At 54.5% G+C, this 19,920-nt stretch carries 17 protein-coding genes; 11 read left to right on the forward strand and 6 right to left on the reverse strand.

All coding sequences use genetic code 11. From position 1 onward, the window contains the following. Nucleotides 1-99 precede the first annotated feature (99 nt). Together ORY85_RS05065 and ORY85_RS05070 are read left to right on the forward strand one after the other, a co-directional pair. Entirely contained in the window at nt 100-870 is a 771-nt protein-coding gene (locus ORY85_RS05065) for a tRNA threonylcarbamoyladenosine dehydratase (protein WP_274571052.1), read from the forward strand. Continuing rightward, nucleotides 867-1,706, forward strand: coding sequence for a ScpA family protein (locus ORY85_RS05070; protein WP_274571051.1), 840 nt, complete (start codon nt 867-869; stop codon nt 1,704-1,706). The genes ORY85_RS05065 and ORY85_RS05070 overlap by 4 nt, the downstream gene beginning before the upstream one ends. A 144-nt stretch (nt 1,707-1,850) precedes the next feature. Here ORY85_RS05070 and dnaB read toward each other — a convergent pair whose 3' ends face one another. Further along, on the reverse strand, nt 1,851-3,257 hold the full coding sequence (gene dnaB, locus ORY85_RS05075; RefSeq protein ID WP_274571050.1) for a replicative DNA helicase: 1,407 nt from the start codon (nt 3,255-3,257) through the stop codon (nt 1,851-1,853). Between the two features lie 184 nt (nt 3,258-3,441). On the opposite strand from dnaB, the gene ORY85_RS05080 reads away from it, so the two are divergent. Together ORY85_RS05080 and ORY85_RS05085 are read left to right on the forward strand one after the other, a co-directional pair. Beyond that, the gene (locus ORY85_RS05080) at nt 3,442-4,023 is read left to right on the forward strand and encodes a superoxide dismutase (protein WP_274571049.1); all 582 of its coding nucleotides are present in this window, start codon (nt 3,442-3,444) and stop codon (nt 4,021-4,023) included. Beyond that, nucleotides 4,013-4,435: a hypothetical protein gene (locus ORY85_RS05085; protein ID WP_274571048.1), complete on the forward strand. Its 423-nt coding sequence runs from the start codon at nt 4,013-4,015 to the stop codon at nt 4,433-4,435. Before ORY85_RS05080 ends, ORY85_RS05085 begins: the two co-directional genes overlap by 11 nt. A 584-nt stretch (nt 4,436-5,019) precedes the next feature. On the opposite strand, the gene erpA is transcribed toward ORY85_RS05085, so the two are convergent. Continuing rightward, nucleotides 5,020-5,358 (reverse strand): iron-sulfur cluster insertion protein ErpA, encoded by a 339-nt coding sequence (gene erpA, locus ORY85_RS05090; protein WP_274571047.1) that lies wholly within the window; start codon nt 5,356-5,358, stop codon nt 5,020-5,022. 107 nt (nt 5,359-5,465) lie between these two features. Further along, nucleotides 5,466-6,152: a helix-turn-helix transcriptional regulator gene (locus ORY85_RS05095; RefSeq protein WP_274571046.1), complete on the reverse strand. Its 687-nt coding sequence runs from the start codon at nt 6,150-6,152 to the stop codon at nt 5,466-5,468. 181 nt (nt 6,153-6,333) lie between these two features. Between ORY85_RS05095 and ORY85_RS05100 the strand changes: the two genes are divergently transcribed. The 3 genes from ORY85_RS05100 to ORY85_RS10585 all read left to right on the forward strand — a co-directional run bounded on the left by ORY85_RS05100 (nt 6,334) and on the right by ORY85_RS10585 (nt 8,548). Continuing rightward, nucleotides 6,334-6,603, forward strand: coding sequence for a hypothetical protein (locus ORY85_RS05100; protein WP_274571045.1), 270 nt, complete (start codon nt 6,334-6,336; stop codon nt 6,601-6,603). Between the two features lie 64 nt (nt 6,604-6,667). Then, nucleotides 6,668-8,044, forward strand: a complete 1,377-nt coding sequence (gene radA / locus ORY85_RS05105; protein WP_274571044.1) for a DNA repair protein RadA — start codon at nt 6,668-6,670, stop codon at nt 8,042-8,044. 330 nt (nt 8,045-8,374) lie between these two features. Next, on the forward strand, nt 8,375-8,548 hold the full coding sequence (locus ORY85_RS10585) for a topoisomerase C-terminal repeat-containing protein (protein ID WP_367575887.1): 174 nt from the start codon (nt 8,375-8,377) through the stop codon (nt 8,546-8,548). 234 nt (nt 8,549-8,782) lie between these two features. On the opposite strand, the gene putA is transcribed toward ORY85_RS10585, so the two are convergent. Further along, nucleotides 8,783-12,379 carry a bifunctional proline dehydrogenase/L-glutamate gamma-semialdehyde dehydrogenase PutA gene (gene putA / locus ORY85_RS05110; RefSeq protein ID WP_274571043.1) on the reverse strand — a complete coding sequence of 1,199 codons (3,597 nt, stop codon included), beginning with the start codon at nt 12,377-12,379 and terminating at the stop codon, nt 8,783-8,785. A gap of 214 nt (nt 12,380-12,593) precedes the next feature. On the opposite strand from putA, the gene ORY85_RS05115 reads away from it, so the two are divergent. From ORY85_RS05115 to ORY85_RS05130, 4 genes are all read left to right on the forward strand, one after another. Then, nucleotides 12,594-13,553: an ornithine cyclodeaminase family protein gene (locus ORY85_RS05115; protein ID WP_274571042.1), complete on the forward strand. Its 960-nt coding sequence runs from the start codon at nt 12,594-12,596 to the stop codon at nt 13,551-13,553. 51 nt (nt 13,554-13,604) lie between these two features. Beyond that, nucleotides 13,605-14,882, forward strand: coding sequence for an MFS transporter (locus ORY85_RS05120; protein ID WP_274571041.1), 1,278 nt, complete (start codon nt 13,605-13,607; stop codon nt 14,880-14,882). A gap of 133 nt (nt 14,883-15,015) precedes the next feature. Then, complete coding sequence (locus ORY85_RS05125; protein ID WP_274571040.1) at nt 15,016-15,621, forward strand: helix-turn-helix domain-containing protein; 606 nt, start codon at nt 15,016-15,018, stop codon at nt 15,619-15,621. Nucleotides 15,622-15,818: 197 nt separating this feature from the next. Continuing rightward, nucleotides 15,819-16,451 carry a M23 family metallopeptidase gene (locus tag ORY85_RS05130; RefSeq protein ID WP_274571039.1) on the forward strand — a complete coding sequence of 211 codons (633 nt, stop codon included), beginning with the start codon at nt 15,819-15,821 and terminating at the stop codon, nt 16,449-16,451. 526 nt (nt 16,452-16,977) lie between these two features. On the opposite strand, the gene ORY85_RS05135 is transcribed toward ORY85_RS05130, so the two are convergent. Together ORY85_RS05135 and ORY85_RS05140 are read right to left on the reverse strand one after the other, a co-directional pair. Then, entirely contained in the window at nt 16,978-18,711 is a 1,734-nt protein-coding gene (locus ORY85_RS05135) for an alkaline phosphatase (protein ID WP_274571038.1), read from the reverse strand. 177 nt (nt 18,712-18,888) lie between these two features. After that, on the reverse strand, nt 18,889-19,677 hold the full coding sequence (locus tag ORY85_RS05140) for a TSUP family transporter (RefSeq protein ID WP_274571037.1): 789 nt from the start codon (nt 19,675-19,677) through the stop codon (nt 18,889-18,891). Nucleotides 19,678-19,920 lie beyond the last annotated feature (243 nt).

Below are 19,920 nucleotides of genomic sequence, written 5' to 3' on the forward strand. Positions count from 1 at the left end.
GTCGAGACAGCACAAGCATGTGCTGCCTGCTTGCAGTATAATGCAGCTTTTTCACGCCGTTCCGGTTTTTTGCCACCCTTTTGATGTAGCACAATCCCCATGAATGCTCCCGCTTCCGGCCGCCGTTTCGGCGGCATCGGCCGCCTGTACGGCACGGCCGCTTTGCAGCGTTTCCATCATGCGCACATCTGCGTTGTCGGTGTGGGCGGGGTCGGGTCGTGGGCAGTAGAGGCACTCGCACGCAGCGGCATCGGCCGCCTGACCCTGATTGATTTGGACAATATTGCCGAATCGAACACCAACCGCCAACTGCACGCCCTGACGGCCGATTTCGGCAAAGCCAAAGTGCGCGCGCTGCACGAGCGCATTATGCAGATCAATCCGGACTGCACAGTGCACGAAGTCGAAGATTTTGTCGATGAAGACAATCTGGCCGAGCTGTTTGCCCGTCCGTTCGATTTTGTCATCGACGCCATCGACCAAGTGCGCGTCAAAGCAGCAATGGCTGCGCATTTTGTCCGCACAGGCCGGCCTTTCATTGTCAGCGGCGGCGCGGGCGGGCAGAAAAACCCCGCGCTGATTCAGACGGCCGATTTGAGCCGCACCACCCACGACCCGCTGCTGGCCAATCTGCGCTATACCCTGCGCAAACGTTACGGCTTTTCCCGCGATACCCAACAGAAAATGCACGTTCCCTGCGTATTCTCCACCGAAAACATCACGCCGCCGCAAACCGCCGAAGCCTGTGATGCCGCCGCACCGCAAGGCTTGTCCTGCGCGGGCTACGGTGCGGCCATGCCGGTAACGGCCACATTCGGCCTTTACTGTGCCGCCGCCGCCCTCAACCATCTCGCCGCAGGCCGACCGTGAGTCCGGCCTCTACCGCCCCTGCTGCCCAACCCACGCTGGCTTGGATTTTCGGCCAACCGGTTACCGATCTGCCGCAGGATCTGTTTATCCCGCCCGACGCGCTCAAAGTGGTACTCAGCAGTTTTCAGGGGCCGCTGGATTTGCTGCTGTATCTGATCCGCAAACAGAATATCGATGTGCTGGATATTCCGATGACGCAGATTACCGAGCAATATCTGGCGTATATTGCGCAGATGGAAGCCGGCCAGTTCGATTTGGCAGCCGAATACCTGCTGATGGCGGCCGTTCTGATTGAAATCAAATCGCGTCTGCTGCTGCCGCAAACCATCTCTGCCGCAGACGAAGAACCTGCCGATCCGCGCGCCGAACTGGTACGCCGCCTGCTGGCCTACGAACAAATGAAGCTGGCCGCCCAAGGCCTCGATGCCCTGCCCCGCGCGGGTCGCGATTTTGCCTGGGCTTACCTGCCGCTGGAAATTGCCGCCGAAGTGAAACTGCCCGAAGTGCAGCTGGCCGATCTGACACAGGCGTGGCTCGCCATTCTCTCGCGCGCCAAACACCATAAAAGCCACGAAGTGGTCCAGGAAACCATTTCCGTGCGCGCACAGATGAGCGCGATTTTACGCCGTCTGAATCAGGGCGGCTGCCGCTTCTCGCAACTCTTCTCCGCCGAGTGTACGCCGGCTCATCTGGTGGTCAGCTTTATTGCACTATTGGAATTGGCCAAAGAAGGGCTGGTCTGCATTGTCCAGCCGGAGAATTACAGCGAAATCGAAATCGCCCTCAACCAGACTGTGCAGGATACGGCCGCCGCAAACCGTTCGGAAAACGGATAACTGACGGCAATGGTGGATTTATCGATCATTGATAACCAATAAATACCGCCGAGTCGGATTCAAGAATCCGACCTACGCGGATAAAAACAACAAGGCCGTCTGAAAAACCGCGCCCTCGGTTTTCAGACGGCCTCAACCGTTTCCCTAATCGTCCGTCATCGCCGAATCCGGCACATAAGCCGCATTGTCGAACTTGGTAAACTGCCCCATCCAAGTGAGAAACACCTTGCCGGTGGGACCGTTACGGTGTTTGCCAATAATGCACTCGGCCAGGCCCTTCATCTGCGATTCCGCATTGTAATACTCGTCGCGGTACATAAACATAATCAGATCCGCATCCTGCTCGATTGCGCCCGATTCGCGCAGATCCGACATCATCGGCCGCTTGTCGGTACGGCTTTCCACCGCCCGGCTCAATTGCGACAGCGCGATAATCGGCACCTGCAATTCCCGCGCCAGAGCTTTGAGCGAGCGCGAAATTTCACCCAGCTCCGCCGTGCGGTTGTCATGGCGGCCGCTGCCCGACATCAGTTGCAGATAGTCGATCACAATCAGGCCGAGCTTGCCGTTAAACTGGCGTGCCAGCCGCCGCGCCCGTGCGCGCACTTCCAGTGCAGTCAACCCCGGTGTTTCATCAATAAACATCGGCGCATCCGACAACTTGACAAATGCCTCCTGCAAACGCCCCCAATGTTCGTCCTGCAAACGGCCGGTTTTCAATACATGCTGATCCAGACGGCCGACCGAGCCGAGCATACGCATCACCAGTTGCGCACCGCCCATCTCCATGGAAAACACCGCCACCGGCAACTTTTTCTCCACGGCCACATGCTCGGCAATATTGATGGAAAACGCGGTTTTCCCCATAGACGGCCGCCCGGCCACAATAATCAGGTCGCCCGCTTGAAGGCCGGATGTTTTTTTGTCCAAATCGATAAATCCGGTGGAAATACCCGTTACTTCGTCGGGATTCTCGCGCGAATACAGCATTTCGATACGCGCCACCACTTCTTCCAGCAGAGTCGGCATACTCAAAAAACCCTGCTGCGTACGCGCCGTCTGCTCGGCAATCTGGAAAACCCGGTTTTCCGCCTGATCCAGCAGCGCGGCGGCATCATTCCCCTGAGGGTTGTAGGCACTGCGCGCAATCTCCGTACCCACCTCGGCCAGCTGGCGCATAATCGAACGCTCGCGCACAATTTCGGCATAACGGCGGATATTGGCCGCAGACGGCGTATTCTGCGCCAAGCCGATCAAATAATCGAACCCGCCGGCCGCCTCCAACTCATCTTGACCGAGCAAAGCCTCCTGCACCGTAATCACATCGGCCGGCCGGTTCTGATGAATCAGCCCCGCCAGCGCACGGAAAATCACCCTGTGTTCGTGCCGGTAAAAATCACTCTCGGACACCACATCGGCAATCCGGTCCCATGCCTGATTTTCCAGCAGCAGACCACCCAATACCGATTGCTCCGCCCCCACCGAATGCGGCGGCAGCAAACCGCTGATTTCACTGTTTTCAGACGGCATTCCGTCGGCAACATCGCTCATCTCCACACTCCGAATACGGCAAAGCCGCTATTATATATGACCGGATACCGCAACACGGCTTACCCAATATAACTTTTATCTATTGGTCTTTTTCTGCGTCAGCAGGTAAAATGGGCATGCACTAAAAAACGGCCGTTTCAGCCGTTTTTCCGCCATTTCCAAACCAAGAAATCAGGAGCACATCATGGAACACAAACTGCCCGAACTGCCCTACGCGCTTGACGCACTCGAACCGCACCTGTCCAAAGAAACTTTGGAATACCACTACGGCAAACACCATCAAACCTACATCACCAACCTGAACAACCAAATCAAAGGCACCGAATTTGAAAACGCCTCTCTGGAAGAAATCGTGAAAAAATCTTCCGGCGGTGTATTCAACAATGCGGCGCAAACCTGGAACCACACTTTCTACTGGCTGGGTTTCACACCCGAAGGCCAAGGCAAGCCTTCCGGCGAACTGGCCGATAAAATCAACGCCAAATGGGGCAGTTTCGAAGCCTTCCAAGAAGCGTTCAATGCCTGTGCGGCCGGCACATTCGGCTCAGGCTGGGCTTGGCTGGTCAAAACACCGGCAGGCGAACTGGATCTGGTTTCCACTTCCAACGCCGCCACACCGCTGACCACCGAAAACACACCGCTGCTGACCTGCGATGTATGGGAACACGCCTACTACATCGACTACCGCAACAGCCGCCCGAACTACTTGAAAGGCTTCTGGGAAATCGTCAACTGGGACGAAGTCGCCCGCCGCTTTGCTGCCTGATACGGTTCAACCCGATACTGCACACCTGCCCGATTGGGCAGGTTTTTTCATCCGAACAACCATATATCATCATATCCCGCCTGCCGCACTTATTCTTCTGCGACAGAGGCTCCCCCCGTTTAAGATAACAGCTATATCCGGTCACATAATACTCAACATCTGCTCCGAAAATTCCTTCTCGCCCGTTCGCGAAATAACCCACCCAATCTTCACCGCTGCCGACACCCTGCATACAAACCATACTGTCGTCATGCTGCCTCGGCCAAAATGCCAACAACAGCAGGAAAAATCGACCGAAGCAGAAAACCCTGCCGGATTGCAGCAGAATATTGAAACTTTCCTGCGCAACATGAAAATTGAGCAAGATTTACCGGCCGCCCATCTGCCTTACCGGCGCCGAGAGCAGTTTTGATGTGGTGTCATTGATGCAACGGCCAATGGAAACAGAGCGCACATGATGGAACTTGCAATAAAAGGCCGTCTGAACACAGAAAAGCATTTCAGACGGCCTTTTATTCCAAGCCTGAAAAACCAAACAAATTCAACAGCATTTTTGAGCCACAGTCATCATCACCGGCATAAGCCCAGTTCGGGTTCCTTTATTTACCATCCGTTAAATTCAAAGAAACCCGACTCTGTCTGCCCCCCATAGTCCTCTTCTTTACTTCCACCAAAGGCGGTGTCGGTAAAGCTGCGTTAACCGCAAACTTGACCGGCTTGTAGCGGATCCAACCTATCCATATCCGGCACCCGCCTATTCGATATAGAAAATCTGTATTCTGTTCCGGAAACGGTACAGACCGGCCATGATTGTCGGCCGTTACCATGCCGAACCGGCATACGGAATCCACCCACGGATTTTCCGCTGCAAGCCCCGGCGGCCAAGACAAAGGCCGTCTGAAAACGTTTTCCGTTTTCAGACGGCCTTTTCCGGCAAAATGGCAGAATACTGTTCAAATTAACGGTTACCTGCCAACCGGCCTCAACCGTTCCGGCTCAAACCGAAAAAGACGAACCGCATCCGCAGGTTGTTTGGGCATTCGGATTGCGGATAACGAATTGCGACCCGTGCAGACTTTCGGTGTAATCGATTTCCGCTCCGACCAAGTATTGATAACTCATCGGATCCACCAAAAAAATCAAGCCGTTCTTTTCGATTTCAAAATCATCGTCGTTCTTGATTTCATCAAATGTAAATCCGTACTGAAACCCGGAACAGCCGCCGCCGTTGACAAAAACGCGCAACTTCAAATCGGGATTATTTTCTTCGGCAATCAAATCCGCCACTTTGGTACAGCAGCTTTCGGTAAATACAATCGGGGTTTCTTCAGACATGACCTTTCCTTTCCTGAATCTTTTCATTTTTCCGGACATTGTCGCGTAATCTGGGGGGACAGGCAAGCAATTCAAGACCTATGCCGTACCTCTTTTGCACTTGCCGGTTACATCATACGGCCGAACCACTCCACCCTTCCGATAACGGCAAAATCCTCTTCCGGCCGGTTCAGATTAATTTCAAATGTGGGATAGGCCTCATTGGCCGAAATCACGTTTACAATCCCACCGGGCATCACCTGCAGCCGTTTGACCAATAAATTGTTATTGATACGCAGAACATACAGACCGTCACGCGGCACAGTGTGCTGGTGATTGACCAAAATGGTATCGCCATCGTTCAGCACACCCTCCATGGAATCGCCTTTCACAAAAATCACCGACAACTTCTCTACGGAACGGGTAATTCTGCCCAACCAATCACGCCGGAATGCCAATGCCGACACAGGCTCTTCACCGTAAACATTCTGCCCGTGGCCTGCGGCTGCATAAACATCATACAGCGGCACAAAAACATAGTCTCCGACATCAACCAGATTATCCAACGTATCGTATGCCGCAGCGGCCGGCAGCGTTTGGCGGCTGGGAAACGGCTCTCCCTCCCCGGTCAGCAGCCAATCGATGCTGCAACCTTTCAACTGCTTGATCTTTTTAAGCGTTTCAGCCTTAGGCAAGCCTTCTTCATTCCAAATCCGGCTGAAGCCGGCAATCGTCATGCCGATATCTGCCGCGATTTTGGCCTGTTTCGCCTCGTTCTGCCATAAGAAGCAAAGCCGCTCTTTAAATGAATCCATTGAAAATCCTTTATTTTTCCGTACTCAACATTCCATTTCTCACAATATTACGCTATTTTCCAAAAAAATGTAAGAAAAATTTGAGACAAATAAGAAAAAACAGTTGATGAGTTTAGTTTTAATGATTAAAATAAGAAAAAATAAATTAATGGTTAATAAATTCTCACTTTGAGAAAGGAAAATGATGAAACCTATTAAAATACTCGGTATCGCTGCCGCTTTGATTCTCGGCACCTCTCTCATGCCGTCCATCCATGCCGAGGCGCAATCTGCCGATATGACAGCCGCGCAATTGGACTGCGCATATCTGGCCGGTACTGCCGAAACCGAGATGGATGCACGCCAACGCGCCTATGCCGTCCGCTGCGATGCCGCGGCAGCCGATGCCGCTTGGCAGCAGACATATGGCGGAATAAACGGACAATGGGAAACGGCAACCGTTTATGAATAGTACGCCCGATATACAAACCGGCTTGTGCTAAACTATTCTCTCCCATTTTCAGACGGCCTACATCATGGCAAAAGCACCCAAAGTCATTTACCAGTGCAGCGGATGCGGCGGAACGGCCGTAAAATGGCAGGGCAGATGCCCGCATTGCGGCGAATGGAATACCCTGCAAGAGCAGGCTGCCGTACCGGAAAACAAAAACGTGCGTTTCCAGTCTTGGGCGGCCGATGCTTCGCAGGTTCAGGCTTTATCTGCCGTCAGCGCACAAGAAGTACCCCGCCGCGCTACCGGTATGGGGGAACTGGACCGAGTACTCGGCGGCGGTTTGGTACGCGGTGCGGTCATTTTACTCGGCGGCGACCCCGGCATCGGCAAATCCACCCTGCTGCTGCAAACATTGGCCAAAATGGCAGGCAGCCACACAGTACTCTATATTTCCGGTGAAGAATCGGCCCAGCAGGTCGCATTGCGCGCGCAACGGCTGGAACTGCCCACCGACGGCGTCGATCTGTTGGCAGAAATCCGCATGGAAGCTATTGCTGCCGCATTGAAAAACCATGCTCCCGATGTGGTAGTCATTGATTCGATACAGACCATGTATTCCGATCAGATAACCTCCGCACCCGGCTCCGTTTCACAAGTCCGCGAATGCGCCGCCCAACTGACCCGCATGGCCAAACAGATGAATATCGCCATAATTTTGGTCGGCCACGTAACTAAAGACGGCGCCATCGCAGGCCCCCGCGTATTGGAACATATGGTCGATACCGTACTGTATTTCGAGGGCGACCAGCACTCCAACTACCGCATGATACGCGCCATTAAAAACCGCTTCGGTGCAGCCAATGAATTGGGGGTGTTCGCCATGACCGAACACGGACTCAAAGGTGTATCCAACCCTTCCGCCATTTTTCTGGCCAGCTACCGCGACGATGTTCCCGGCTCCTGCGTTCTGGTTACACAGGAAGGATCGCGTCCGCTGCTGGTGGAAATTCAGGCACTGGTTGATGATGCGCACGGCTTTACCCCCAAACGCCTGACGGTAGGCTTAGAACAAAACCGCCTCGCCATGCTGCTGGCCGTACTCAACCGCCATGCCGGCATTGCCTGTTTTGATCAGGACGTTTTTCTGAACGCAGTAGGCGGGGTTAAAATCAGCGAACCGGCCGCCGATTTGGCCGTTATTCTGGCCATGCTGTCCAGCTTCCGCAACCGCCCGCTGCCGGAAAAAATGGTCGCTTTCGGCGAAATCGGCCTCAGCGGCGAAGTCCGCCCTGTCGCACGGGGGCAGGAGCGGCTCAAAGAAGCCGAAAAACTGGGTTTCAAATGCGCTATTGTCCCCAAGGCCAATCTGCCGCGCAATCCTCAGGAATTTCCCGGCCTGAAAATTTTCGGTGTTTCCAGTCTCCAAGAAGCCGTCGATATTTGCCGGCACAACGGCTGATGGCAAGCCGTCTGAAAACGATGGCCAATTTCAGACGGCCAAAAACCATTCTTCCTCCCTTACAGAATCCCTCCGCACCGCCATCAGCAGACCGCAAGCCATAGAACGCTTGGCCAGCGTCAAACCTCGGCCGATTTGAAGTTCTGTAACCCGAAGACAGGCACAAATTTCACTGCCCCCTTTGTCTGCAGAAAACCGATAAAGGAAAGCCGCATGCCGGTTTTATTTCGCAAAAAACACGGCCTTAGCACTCCCCCTGCCCGCTGAAAAAAAGAAAAAAACCGGTGCAAAGCGGCATAGCTGTCCGGTGTTGAAGCCTGCGAACTTAAGGTGTTTACCCAAATTGCCGGTGTCGTATTGAAGCCGAATGACATCATGGATCTGCTGAAAGGCAGAGCCGCCCGGCCGGTAACCGGGCTGACTTCCAAAGCGGGTAAGGTTTTTAAGACCCGGAGAAAACTGAACATCCGATCGGAAAAAATCGATTTTATTTTTGAGACTTGATCATAAAACACATAGTCATCGACAAGATGGTCTCTCTACCCATGCAATAAATCACCACTTTTCAGACGGCCGCCAAGTTACCGTATTTGAGCGTTTCCCTTCTTTTCAGAACGCAGCCAATCCTCTTTATGGTTGCGCCCGAAGGAACTGGGGGCAGCCCGAAAAAACACAAAATACGCCATCTGCCTGCACCATAAAAAAACCGGAAAGCACCCGCTTTCCGGTTTTACCGCATCAGGCCTCCGCCATCGCCATCAGGCTCGCATTGCCGCCCGCTGCCGTGGTGTTCACGCTGACACTGATTTCTTCAAATACGGGCAGAATATCCAAGCCGTCCGCCGCGTCGATGACTTTCACCAATGCGCCCGGCTGTTCGGCCAAACGGCGGCGGGTATCGCCGTCCAGAGCTGTCAGCGCGACCACATGGCTGATGCCCGTAGGTATGCTGTCGCGGCTGACGGACAACAGACCCTGCGCGTGTTCGCGCCATATCGCCAACGGGTGGCTGCCGTCCACCACAATGCGCCCGCCTGCGGCGGCAATCCGAATCCACGCTGCAAACGATGCCGCCAAATCGCCGCCGTACAGCCACACTTGGTGCGGCATCCGCCAAGCGGCACTGTTACGCTCGCCGGTGGGGCCGGGCAGCAATGCTTCCGCACCGCGCAGGTTGTGGATACGGCTCTCGCCCATCACGCGCCCTAACGCCACTTTTTCTTCGTGGCCGAACGCCATCTGCTGCATCAGTTTGTCCAAAACCGCCAAGGCTGCTTCATCGGCTTGGGCGGGTCGGTTCAGCGGCGGCATCGTCCACGCGCCCCGGCTCAACCGTTGCAGATAGAAGCTGCCGCCTGCTTTGGGGCCGGTACCGGAAAGGCCGTGTCCGCCGAACGGCTGCACGCCGACCACCGCACCGACGATATTGCGGTTCACATATACATTGCCCGCTTCGATGCGCTGTTTGATATGTTCCACCGTGCCGTCGATGCGGCTGTGGATACCGTGGGTGAGCGCATAACCTTTGGCGTTAATCTGATCAATCAGCGCGTCCAGCTCACCGGCACGGTAGCGCACCACGTGCAGCACGGGGCCGAACACTTCGCGCTGCAACTGATCCAGATTATCCAGCTCAAACAGAGTCGGCGGCACAAATGTACCGTTTTGCGCGTTTTCAGACGGCCTGATCTGATGATAAGACACCGCCACCGTCTTCATTTTTTCGATATGTGCCAACAGGTTGGCCTGTGCTTCGCCGTCAATCACGGGGCCGACATCGGTAGCCAGCATCATCGGATTGCCGACACGCAATTCGTTCATCGCGCCTTTAATCATGGCAACCATATGATCAGCCACATCCTCCTGCACGCACAACACGCGTAGCGCGGAGCAGCGTTGTCCCGCCGAATCGAACGCCGACAGAAGCACATCGGCGCACACCTGTTCGGCCAGCGCGGTGGAATCGACAATCATGGCGTTTTGGCCGCCCGTTTCCGCAATCAACACCGGCTGATCGTCCCGTTCAGCCAGACTGCGGTTAATCAGCTTGGCAACTTCGGTAGAGCCGGTAAAAATCACGCCGTTGATGCGCGTATCCGCACTCAACGCCGCACCGACATCGCCCGCGCCCAATACCAGCTGCACCGCCGCCTGCGGCACGCCCGCCCGGTGCAGCAGGCCGACGGCATAATGCGCTATCAGGCTGGTCTGCTCGGCCGGTTTCGCCACCACGGTATTGCCCACAGCCAAAGCCGCCACCACTTCGCCGACAAAAATCGCCAGCGGAAAATTCCAAGGACTGATGGCGGCTACCGTACCCACAGGCGCGCGTCCGGCGCAAACGGTTTCGGCTTCAGCGGCATAATATCGGCAGAAATCCACCGCCTCGCGCACTTCGGCAATCGCATTATTCAGCGTTTTGCCCGCTTCGCGCACCGCCAGCATCATCAATGCGGGCGTATGTTCTTCCAACAGGTCGGCAAAACGGCGCAGGCAGACGGCACGCTCCGACGGCGCGCGTCCCGCCCAATCGGCTTCGGCCGCCTTGGCTGCTGCCACCACCGCCGCCACACTTTCTGCCTCGATAAATGCCGCCGTGCCGACAATATCGTGATGGTCGGCCGGATTGCGCACTTCGTGTGCCTTCTGAACAGCCGCCGGCGCACACACCAGCGGAACAGCGGCATAATCGCGCGCAGCCGCCTGATTCATTTCTTCCTGCAAACGCCGCAACACAATTTCATTGCTTAAATCAATGCCCTGCGAATTCAGACGGCCTTCGCCGTACAGATGGCGCGGCAGCGGCAGGGCTTGGTGCATTTTGCCGCCGGTTTGCGCCGCCGCTTCCAACGGGCAGCGCACCAAATCGTCCACACTCACATTTTCATCAACAATCTGGTTCACAAAAGACGAATTGGCACCGTTTTCCAACAGGCGGCGCACCAAATAGGCCAGCAGCGTTTCATGCGTGCCGACCGGCGCGTAAATGCGCACGCGGCGGCCTAAGTTTGGCGCGCCGACCACTTGGTCATACAGCGTTTCGCCCATGCCGTGCAGGCATTGGAATTCAAACTCTTTGCCTTCACCCATTTGGTAAACCGCCGCCAGCGTGTAGGCATTGTGCGTGGCAAACTGCGGGAAGACGGCATCTTGCGCCGCCAGCAGTTTGCGTGCGCAGGCCAGATACGACACATCGGTATGCACTTTGCGGGTATAGACGGGATAGCCGTCCAAGCCGTCTACCTGCGCCCATTTGATCTCGCTGTCCCAATACGCGCCTTTTACCAGACGAATCATCAGCTTCTGGTGATTGCGCCGCGCCAAATCCACCAAATAATCAATCACAAACGGACAGCGTTTCTGATACGCCTGCACCACAAAACCGATGCCGTTGAAACCGGCCAAGTCGGGATCGGACACCAAAGATTCCATCAAATCGAGCGACAATTCCAAGCGGTTGGCCTCTTCGGCATCAATATTCAGGCCGATATTGTATTGTTTGGCCAACAGAAACAGATTTTTCAGCTTGGGCAGCAACTCCGTCATCACCCGTTCGTGCTGGGCGCGGACATAACGCGGATGAATCGCCGACAGCTTCACCGAAATACCGTTGCCTTCGTACACGCCCGCATTTTGCGCATCTTGGCCGATGGCGTGAATCGCGTTCACATAATCCTGATAATAACGGTCAGCATCGGCCTGCGTCATCGCCGCTTCACCCAGCATATCGAATGAAAAACGGTAGCCCAGTTTTTCGCGCTCTTTGCCGTTTTTCAAAGCCTCTTCAATGGTCTGCCCGGTGACAAACTGTTTACCCAGCAGGCGCATCGCATAATCCACACCTTTGCGGATTAGCGGCTCGCCGCCCTTACCGATCATGCGGGTCAAAGCCATACCCAAGCTCTGCTCGTTGGTGGCCGAAGTCAGCTTGCCGGTAATCAGCAATCCCCATGCCGCCGCATTGACAAACAGCGACGGGCTGTTGTTCAGATGGCTTTTCCAGTTGCCGCCGGACAACTTGTCCTGAATCAGCCTGTTGCGCGTTGCCTTATCGGGAATCCGCAGCAGGGCTTCGGCCAGACACATCAAGGCCACCCCTTCTTCGCTGGAAAGCGAAAACTCGTGCATCAGTGCATCCACCCCGCCAGCCTTACTGCGGTCGGCGCGCACCTTGGCTACCAAACCGCGTGCCAAGTGGGCGGCCGCCTCTTTCTCTGCCGCACTCATCTCTGCCTGCGCCTGCAGATCCTGCACAGCGTCATGCTCGTCTTTGCGGTAAGCCTCAGTAATCAGACGGCGCAGCGGCTGCGGCGCATCATGGGCAAAACGGAACATTTTCGGAACTCTCCTTCAAAACAATCATCTTGACAGCAACAGCAGCCGACTCGGCCGCACACTTATCGGGCAATCTGACACCCAATCAACAGCCGTTATTTTATCAATAAGAAACGTTTCTTATCCAAATATTGACAGATATTATTTTACGATATAAATTTTCCTATAAGAAAATTTGACACTACTACTCCATGAATCTAAGAGAGTACAAGCCATGCAATACTACAATGCAGAGCAAACCATCGCCGCACTGCCGTTTGACAAGCTCATTGATGCCGTCTGCAATATGTTCCGCCAAGATTGTGAAGTCCCGTTGCGGCACAACCATACCATCTGCGGCCGGAAAGGCAATCCATTGGGCAATCTGCTGTTAATGCCCGCCTGGCAACCCGAACAATGGCTGGGTGTCAAAACAGTTTCCATTTTTCCTGACAATAACCGCATCGGCCTGCCCGGACTGCATTCGGTCTATATCCTTTACAGTGCCGCCAGCGGAAAACCCGCCGCCATACTGGACGGCGATACCGTTACCTCCCGCCGTACCGCTGCCGTTTCCGCGTTAGCCGCACGCTATTTGAGCCGTGAAGACAGTACGCATTTATTGATTGTGGGTGCCGGACGTGTGGCCTCTCTGCTGGCCGATGCCTACCGCAGCGTCCGTCCCATCACACAGGTTACTGTTTGGAATCCTACTGCCGCCAAAGCACAAGCCTTGGCTGCACGTCTGCGCCATCAAGGGTTTGATGCCGCCGCTGCCGCCAATCTGGAAACAGCGGCACAACAAGCCGACATTATCTCCTGCGCCACATTGTCCACCCGCCCCCTGATTCTTCGCAAATGGCTGCGCGCAGGCAGCCACCTGGATCTGATCGGCAGCTTTACCCCGCACATGCGCGAAAGCGACGATGACTGTTTTGCCGACACACGTGTCTTTATCGATACCGACGAAGCTCTGCTCAAAGCAGGCGATTTACTGGCACCGGTGCAAAACGGTGTGTTCCATGCCGAGAGTGTTGCCGCAGACTTAACACAGCTGTGCCGCCATATCCGTACAGGCCGTCTGAAAAAGGATGACATTACCGTTTTCAAATCCGTAGGCAGCGGCCTGGCGGACTTGGCAGCGGCCGTTTTGGCATACGGCACACTCAACCCGCCTGCCTCCGACACAAGATAACCGGCCGTTGCTGCCGTTTTTCAACCTGTCAAAGAAAAAAGGAGAAATGAAATGAATACAAAAATATCGACCCGAGTCCTGCTGGCCAGCCTGATCGGCAGCGCAATCGAGTGGTTTGACTATTTTCTCTACGGTACTGTCGCCGCCCTGGTTTTCAACCGGCTGTTTTTTCCTGCCGAAGATCCCTCTGTCGGTACCATGCTGGCCTTTGCCTCATTTGCCCTGTCGTTCTTTATCCGCCCGTTCGGCGGCATCATATTCAGCCACATCGGCGACAAAATCGGCCGCAAGCAGACTTTGGTCATGACGCTTTCGCTGATGGGCGGTGCCACCGTACTGATGGGCCTACTGCCCACTTACCAAGCCATCGGCATTGCCGCACCACTCTTAATGGTACTGCTGCGCTTGGTACAGGGATTGGGCATCGGCGGCGAATGGGGCGGCGCCATGCTGCTGGCAGTCGAGTATGCACCGAAAGAGAAGCGCGGCTTTTTCGGCAGCGTGCCGCAAATGGGCGTTACCGTAGGTATGTTGCTGGCAACCCTGGCTCTGACCGTCATGTCCATGCTGCCGGAAGAGCAATTTTTGTCTTGGGGCTGGCGTGTGCCGTTTGTTTTCAGTGCGGTTTTAGTATTCGTCGGACTGTGGATACGCAAAGGTATCGATGAAACGCCCTCGTTCAAGAAAAATCAAGCGCAAGGCAAGGTAGTCAATGTGCCGCTGCTGGAAACCCTGCGCCGGCACAAGCGCGAAGTGCTGATTGCCATAGGTGCCAAATTTGTCGAAACCGCACCGTTTTACATCATGTCCACTTTTATCGTGTTTTATGCCACACAGATGCTGGATTTTCCGCGTACCACCGCATTGAATGCCGTAACCGCCGCTACTGTCGTTGCCACACTGCTGATTCCCGTGATGGGCATACTGTCTGATAAAATCGGCCGTAAAACGGTTTATATCGGCGGTACTCTACTGATGGCGGCCTACGCATTCCCCTACTTCTGGCTGCTGGACAGTAAAACCGCTACCGGCCTGTTCACAGCAACCATTTTGGGCTTGGGTATTATCTGGGCACCGGTTACTGCCGTATTGGGTACAATGTTTTCCGAAATATTCGACAGCAGCGTGCGTTACACCGGTATTACTTTGGGTTATCAAATCGGCGCCGCACTGGCTGGCGGCACCGCACCGCTGATAGCAACATTCCTGCTCAATACATTCAACCGTTCTTACACACCGATTGCGGTTTACATCATCATAACCGGCATCATTTCGCTGACAGCCGTTTTGACAGCCGGCGACTACGCCGGCAAACCACTCAAAGACTAAATTGCTCAAAGCGGCAGCCGACGTATCCGACTGCCGCTTTTCTCCTGTACACTGTATATCTTACCGGCAACAGCCGTACCGAATTTGCTATAATCCGCCGCATTCTGATGACACCAAATTCCAGGTAATCTTTATGCAGGATACCCAACCTGTCAGCGAAACATCTATCGACGTCCTATCCCAAAAAATCAAACTGCTGCGCCGGCGTGCGCAACTGACACTCAAACAATTGAGCCTGCGCAGCGGTATATCAGTATCGACACTATCCAAAATCGAAAACGGCCGACTGTCGCCCACTTATGAAAAAATCGCCGCCCTTGCCTACGGCCTGTCTGTCGATGTCGGCGAACTGTTCCGCCTGCCGGGCCATGAAACACACCTAGGACGGCGCAGCATCAGCAGTTCTGCCACCAGCCTTGTGCACGATACCCGCCCCTACCGTTACACCGTGCTGCACAACGATCTGGCCCACAAACGCTTTATCCCTCTGCTCGCTACCGTCAAAGCACATGAACGGCATGAGTTTCCCAAAACATTACACCGCCACCACGGTGAGGAATTTATTTATGTATTAAGCGGGCAAATTACCCTGCTGACCGACCTGTATGCCCCGCAAACACTCAATCCCGGCGATTCCTGCTATTTTGACAGCGGGATGGGGCATGCTTTTCTCTCAACCTCGGCCGAAGATGCACAGATTTTGTGGATCTCGTGTACATTGCCCTCCAGTCCCGAATAGCTTACCCTTACCCGTTCTCCCGGGCCGTCTGAATCGGACGCAGTCTGCCAAAACAGTAAAAACTTTGATTTAACGCCAAGTTTCCTGAGAAATAAATTGACTTTGCCGCAGACGAAACTTAAACTTACTGATTATCAAATAATCCCAGTATGCCCTGCGGCTGATGTCGGCCGTTTTTAACGCTACGGAAACCCATCATGCATTACCGTTTGACGCTTACTCTGACTGCCGCCCTGCTGCTGCCCGTGTCTGCCCATGCGCAATTCGGCCAGCAGGATACACTTGGCGACTTTATCCAAAACAATCAGAATGTCCAAGTCAATCTGCGCTCTGCCGACGGAAACGATGCCGCCAGCCAGCGCCGTTACGACAATCTGGAACAGCTGGTACAAAGTCTGGTTCTGAATAACGGCAGCAGTGCAAGCCGCCCCGCAGCACCTGCCGCACAAAGCGGATTTATCCGCCCGGTCGCCTATAAAACCAATTCCGCTTTCGGCCGCCGCCTGCACCCCGTATCGAAAAAAATGAAAGCGCATACGGGCATCGACATCGCGGCACCGGCCGGCACACCGATTCATGCGGCCAAAGACGGCATCATTACCTTTTCCGGTACGCAGCGGGGATACGGTCGCACCATCGTCATCAAACACGATGATCAATATTCGACACTTTATGCCCACGCCAGCAAACTCATAGCTAAGCAGGGGCAAACCGTCAAACAGGGCGAAGTGATTGCCTTGGTCGGATCGAGCGGAACGGCCACCGGTTCGAACCTGCATTTCGAAGTGATTGAAAACGGCCGTAAAATCAATCCTGAAAACAAGATTTAATCTGCATTCCCGCAATCATCTTTGGAACGGCCGTCTGAAAATGCATTCGGCCGTTTTTTCATCCCCGCCTAACGCCGCCCAACGGTTCAGCTTAACGCTTGACCGCTCACGGAATACCGAGACCAACCGGCAGTATATATCCACCTGCCGCATCAATCATAAGACACTCCGGTCAAACCGCATGTCCCGTCGTTTTCAGACGGCCTGATATTCCGCCTGCCTATCTGAGCCGCGTCTTCCAATCAGTCGAGCCAACCTGCCAAATTGCCCGGATACCCGCAAGCGGCCACAGCCCGTGTAGCCGGGCTTCTGAGTCCGGCCGGATTCAGGCTTACCCGCTATCGGCCGGATTCCGTACCGGCCGTACTGTGAGGCCGTCTGAAAATCCCGCTTCTTGTTTTAACCCGTCCGGCCGCCCTGCCGGCAACAGAAAACCCCCTGAAAGCCGCTATATTCGGGTTTTCAGGGGGTTGAGAAGAAGTACCGCAAGCTGCCGATTCCTATCCGGTACCGGCACGCTCATGCTTTACTTCACGGCAAAGGCATCCACGATGATTTTGAACAAATCGGAATTTTCCATATAGCCTCGGACATTTTCCGCACCGGGTCCGACGGCCTGCACCACCATATCATCAACCGAATGCACACCGCTGTCCGCACTGCGCGGCAGATTGCCCTCACGCAGTACCGCACCGGGCACGTCCTTATATTTGCTGTTGGCCGCATACTGACCCTGACTGTCTTTCAGTGCCGGGTTGAACTGGCCGTCCAGTTTCGGGCGGAAGGTTTCATAATAATCGGGATAAGCGGCGAAGAAAACGGCCAAGCGTTTGCTGACGTCCCAATTATCGGGGTAGCCGTCACCGTTCTTGTCCTGATAATCCAGCCAGCCGGCATGTTGGTAAGTGCCGACTTTTTCGCGCATATCGCCCGCTTTGCCGTCATCAACCGTGCCGACAATCGAAATGCCGTGCGTATGGTCGCCGGTTACGATAATCAGCGTATCGGGATTTTTTTTGGCAAAATCTTTGGCCACCGCCAAAGCCTGATCCATCATGATGGTGCTGGCCATCGCCCGCTCCCAATCCAGTGAATGGGAAGCTTTGTCAATCATGGCGGATTCTACCATCAGGAAAAAGCCGTCTTTATTTTTCGACAAAACGTCCAGCGCCGTTTTGGTCATCTCAGTCAAATCGGGCTGGTCGGGAAAGTTTTTTGTGCTGCCGTTGTTGAGAAAACGGCGGTCGAGTACGGTATTCATATTGCCGGTATGGAACAGACCCAGCAGCTTGTCGGTATTTTTGCCGCTGACCTGCCGCAGCTCACCGGCATTGCTCACCAAACGGTAACCGGCATTTTTAAAGGCGGCAACAAAATCCTTGTCGTCCTTGCGCTTGGAACCTGCCGTGCCCTGGGGCATAAAATACGCCGCACCGCCGCCGAGCAGGACATCGGGCTTCGCATCGAACAGCATTTCGGTAATGGCCGCTTTTTCAGAACGGCGGCGGGTTTGTGCAACAACGGCGGCAGGCGTAGCATCCTGCAATTCCGCATCCGATACAATGCCTACCGCTTTATTGGTACGACGTTTGAGCAGTTTGCCCAAAGTTTCCTGTTTCGGGTGATTGAAATTGCTTTCCGAACGGCTGGCATAAACACCCAGCGCATTCACGGCCGATTTGTGGCCGGTCATGTACGCACTCATGGTATTGGCACTGTCTGTGGCAATCGAATCGGTACTCGATGTACCGATTAAGCCCATATACGGCAAATCGTCCATCGCCAGACGGCCGTTTGCCTTGCCTTCCGTTACACCTTTGGACAGAATCCGCGCACCGGTGCGGTGCGCCATGGACAGGCCGTCACCGATAAACAGAATCACGTTTTTGGCTTTTGCTCTGGCAGGTGTGGCATAAACGTTCCAATTGACCGACGTTTTTTTGCCGTTTACCGTAACATCCACCCGGTAATCGCCCGCCCGCTTGATGGAAGCATCGCGCACCCACAAAGCCGAAACGTTTTTACCGTCTTCCCGTGCCACAAACTCGATCCGTCCGTCGGCCAGTGTTTTCTTAAAATCCTGCCCGTTAATCAGAATCTTGGCCTGGCCGTCTGAAATCACTTCGTCAAATTCAACCTTAAAGTCGAATTTGGCACCGGCCATCATGGTGGCACGGTCGATCGGATAAATAACACTGTCGGCCCAAGCGGCAAACGGTACGGCTGCCGCCAGCAGCGCCGCCAAATAACGAGATTTCATCAATGATTACTCCGTGATCGTGAATAATATGTCGAATAACTGCTGATTCAGTCATCATCAGTTAGGCCGATATATATCACGCCAGTATGTCAGCTTCATGACGGACGGCCGCCGCTGCCTTTCCGACAGAAAAAACGGCCGCAAGCACACGGCCGTTTTCCATCCATGCAAAAACGGCTATACCGCCTGTTCAAGCCACATATCCCAACCGAACTTACCGATCAGCAGACACAGCAGCACCATAAACGCATAGCGCATAAAGCGCGTACCGCCCGCAATCGCCAGCCGTGCCCCGACCAAACCGCCCAACAGATTGGCGCAGGCCAGCGGCAGTGCCCATGCCCAAAGCATATGTCCCGCAGGAACAAAAAAGCACAAGGCCGCCAAATTAGTTGTCAGATTAATCACTTTTGCCGAACCGGTTGCCGTCAAAAAGTCATAGGCAAAAAAACGCACAAACACAAACGCCAGCAGGCTGCCCGTACCCGGCCCGAATACGCCGTCATACAGGCCGATCAAGCCCGCCAGCACAATCCCCCAGTACCGCTCCCCCCGGCTCAAAGCCGTCTGCCGCACCGCCTGTCCCAGATCTTTTTTGAAAAAAGTATAGACAAACATCAACAGCATAATCACAAACATGGCCGGTTTCATATACTGTACCGGCACTTCGGCCGCCACTTTCGCACCGGCAAACGATGCCGCAAACGCCAGCACTGCCGCAGGCAGCAGCATTTTCCACGGCAACGCCACCCGCCGCACAAACTGCCGTGCCGCCATCAGCGTTCCGGCAAACGAAGCGGCTTTGTTTACCCCCAATACCGAAGCAGGCGGTACACTTTGCGGCAGCAGGCCGAACAGCGCGGGAATCTGCAACAGTCCCCCGCCGCCGACGGCAGCATCCATCAAACCGGCAGCGAACCCGGCCGCCAACAGCCAATACAGCGTAACACCCGTTAATTCCCACATTTCCATGCTTTTTATCCCGACTAAGAAAGATTCCGACAATTTTTCTGCCCGCGCGTACCGGCAACCCTGCCGTCTGAATATCCGACACAAAGCGGTATGATTTTAAAATCCGCAGCCATTTTGAAATTTCATACCAATAAAATATGGTACATCACGATTTTTCCTTAAAAATCAGTACAAAATAGTCATAAATTTCCCCCACCGCCGCCAAATACCCGTCAATCGGGTATGGATATTTTACGC

It is taken from the genome of Neisseria leonii (genome assembly GCF_028776105.2).
GTDB lineage: Bacteria > Pseudomonadota > Gammaproteobacteria > Burkholderiales > Neisseriaceae > Neisseria > Neisseria leonii.

What these genes read in the sequence shown, in the direction of transcription:
- ORY85_RS05065 (WP_274571052.1), top strand. Translation starts at nt 100, where the DNA reads ATGAATGCTCCCGCTTCCGGCCGCCGTTTCGGCGGCATCGGCCGCCTG.
- dnaB (WP_274571050.1), bottom strand. Translation starts at nt 3,257, where the DNA reads ATGAGCGATGTTGCCGACGGAATGCCGTCTGAAAACAGTGAAATCAGC.
- ORY85_RS05080 (WP_274571049.1), top strand. Translation starts at nt 3,442, where the DNA reads ATGGAACACAAACTGCCCGAACTGCCCTACGCGCTTGACGCACTCGAA.
- erpA (WP_274571047.1), bottom strand. Translation starts at nt 5,358, where the DNA reads ATGTCTGAAGAAACCCCGATTGTATTTACCGAAAGCTGCTGTACCAAA.
- ORY85_RS05095 (WP_274571046.1), bottom strand. Translation starts at nt 6,152, where the DNA reads ATGGATTCATTTAAAGAGCGGCTTTGCTTCTTATGGCAGAACGAGGCG.
- ORY85_RS05100 (WP_274571045.1), top strand. Translation starts at nt 6,334, where the DNA reads ATGATGAAACCTATTAAAATACTCGGTATCGCTGCCGCTTTGATTCTC.
- radA (WP_274571044.1), top strand. Translation starts at nt 6,668, where the DNA reads ATGGCAAAAGCACCCAAAGTCATTTACCAGTGCAGCGGATGCGGCGGA.
- putA (WP_274571043.1), bottom strand. Translation starts at nt 12,379, where the DNA reads ATGTTCCGTTTTGCCCATGATGCGCCGCAGCCGCTGCGCCGTCTGATT.
- ORY85_RS05115 (WP_274571042.1), top strand. Translation starts at nt 12,594, where the DNA reads ATGCAATACTACAATGCAGAGCAAACCATCGCCGCACTGCCGTTTGAC.
- ORY85_RS05120 (WP_274571041.1), top strand. Translation starts at nt 13,605, where the DNA reads ATGAATACAAAAATATCGACCCGAGTCCTGCTGGCCAGCCTGATCGGC.
- ORY85_RS05125 (WP_274571040.1), top strand. Translation starts at nt 15,016, where the DNA reads ATGCAGGATACCCAACCTGTCAGCGAAACATCTATCGACGTCCTATCC.
- ORY85_RS05130 (WP_274571039.1), top strand. Translation starts at nt 15,819, where the DNA reads ATGCATTACCGTTTGACGCTTACTCTGACTGCCGCCCTGCTGCTGCCC.
- ORY85_RS05135 (WP_274571038.1), bottom strand. Translation starts at nt 18,711, where the DNA reads ATGAAATCTCGTTATTTGGCGGCGCTGCTGGCGGCAGCCGTACCGTTT.
- ORY85_RS05140 (WP_274571037.1), bottom strand. Translation starts at nt 19,677, where the DNA reads ATGTGGGAATTAACGGGTGTTACGCTGTATTGGCTGTTGGCGGCCGGG.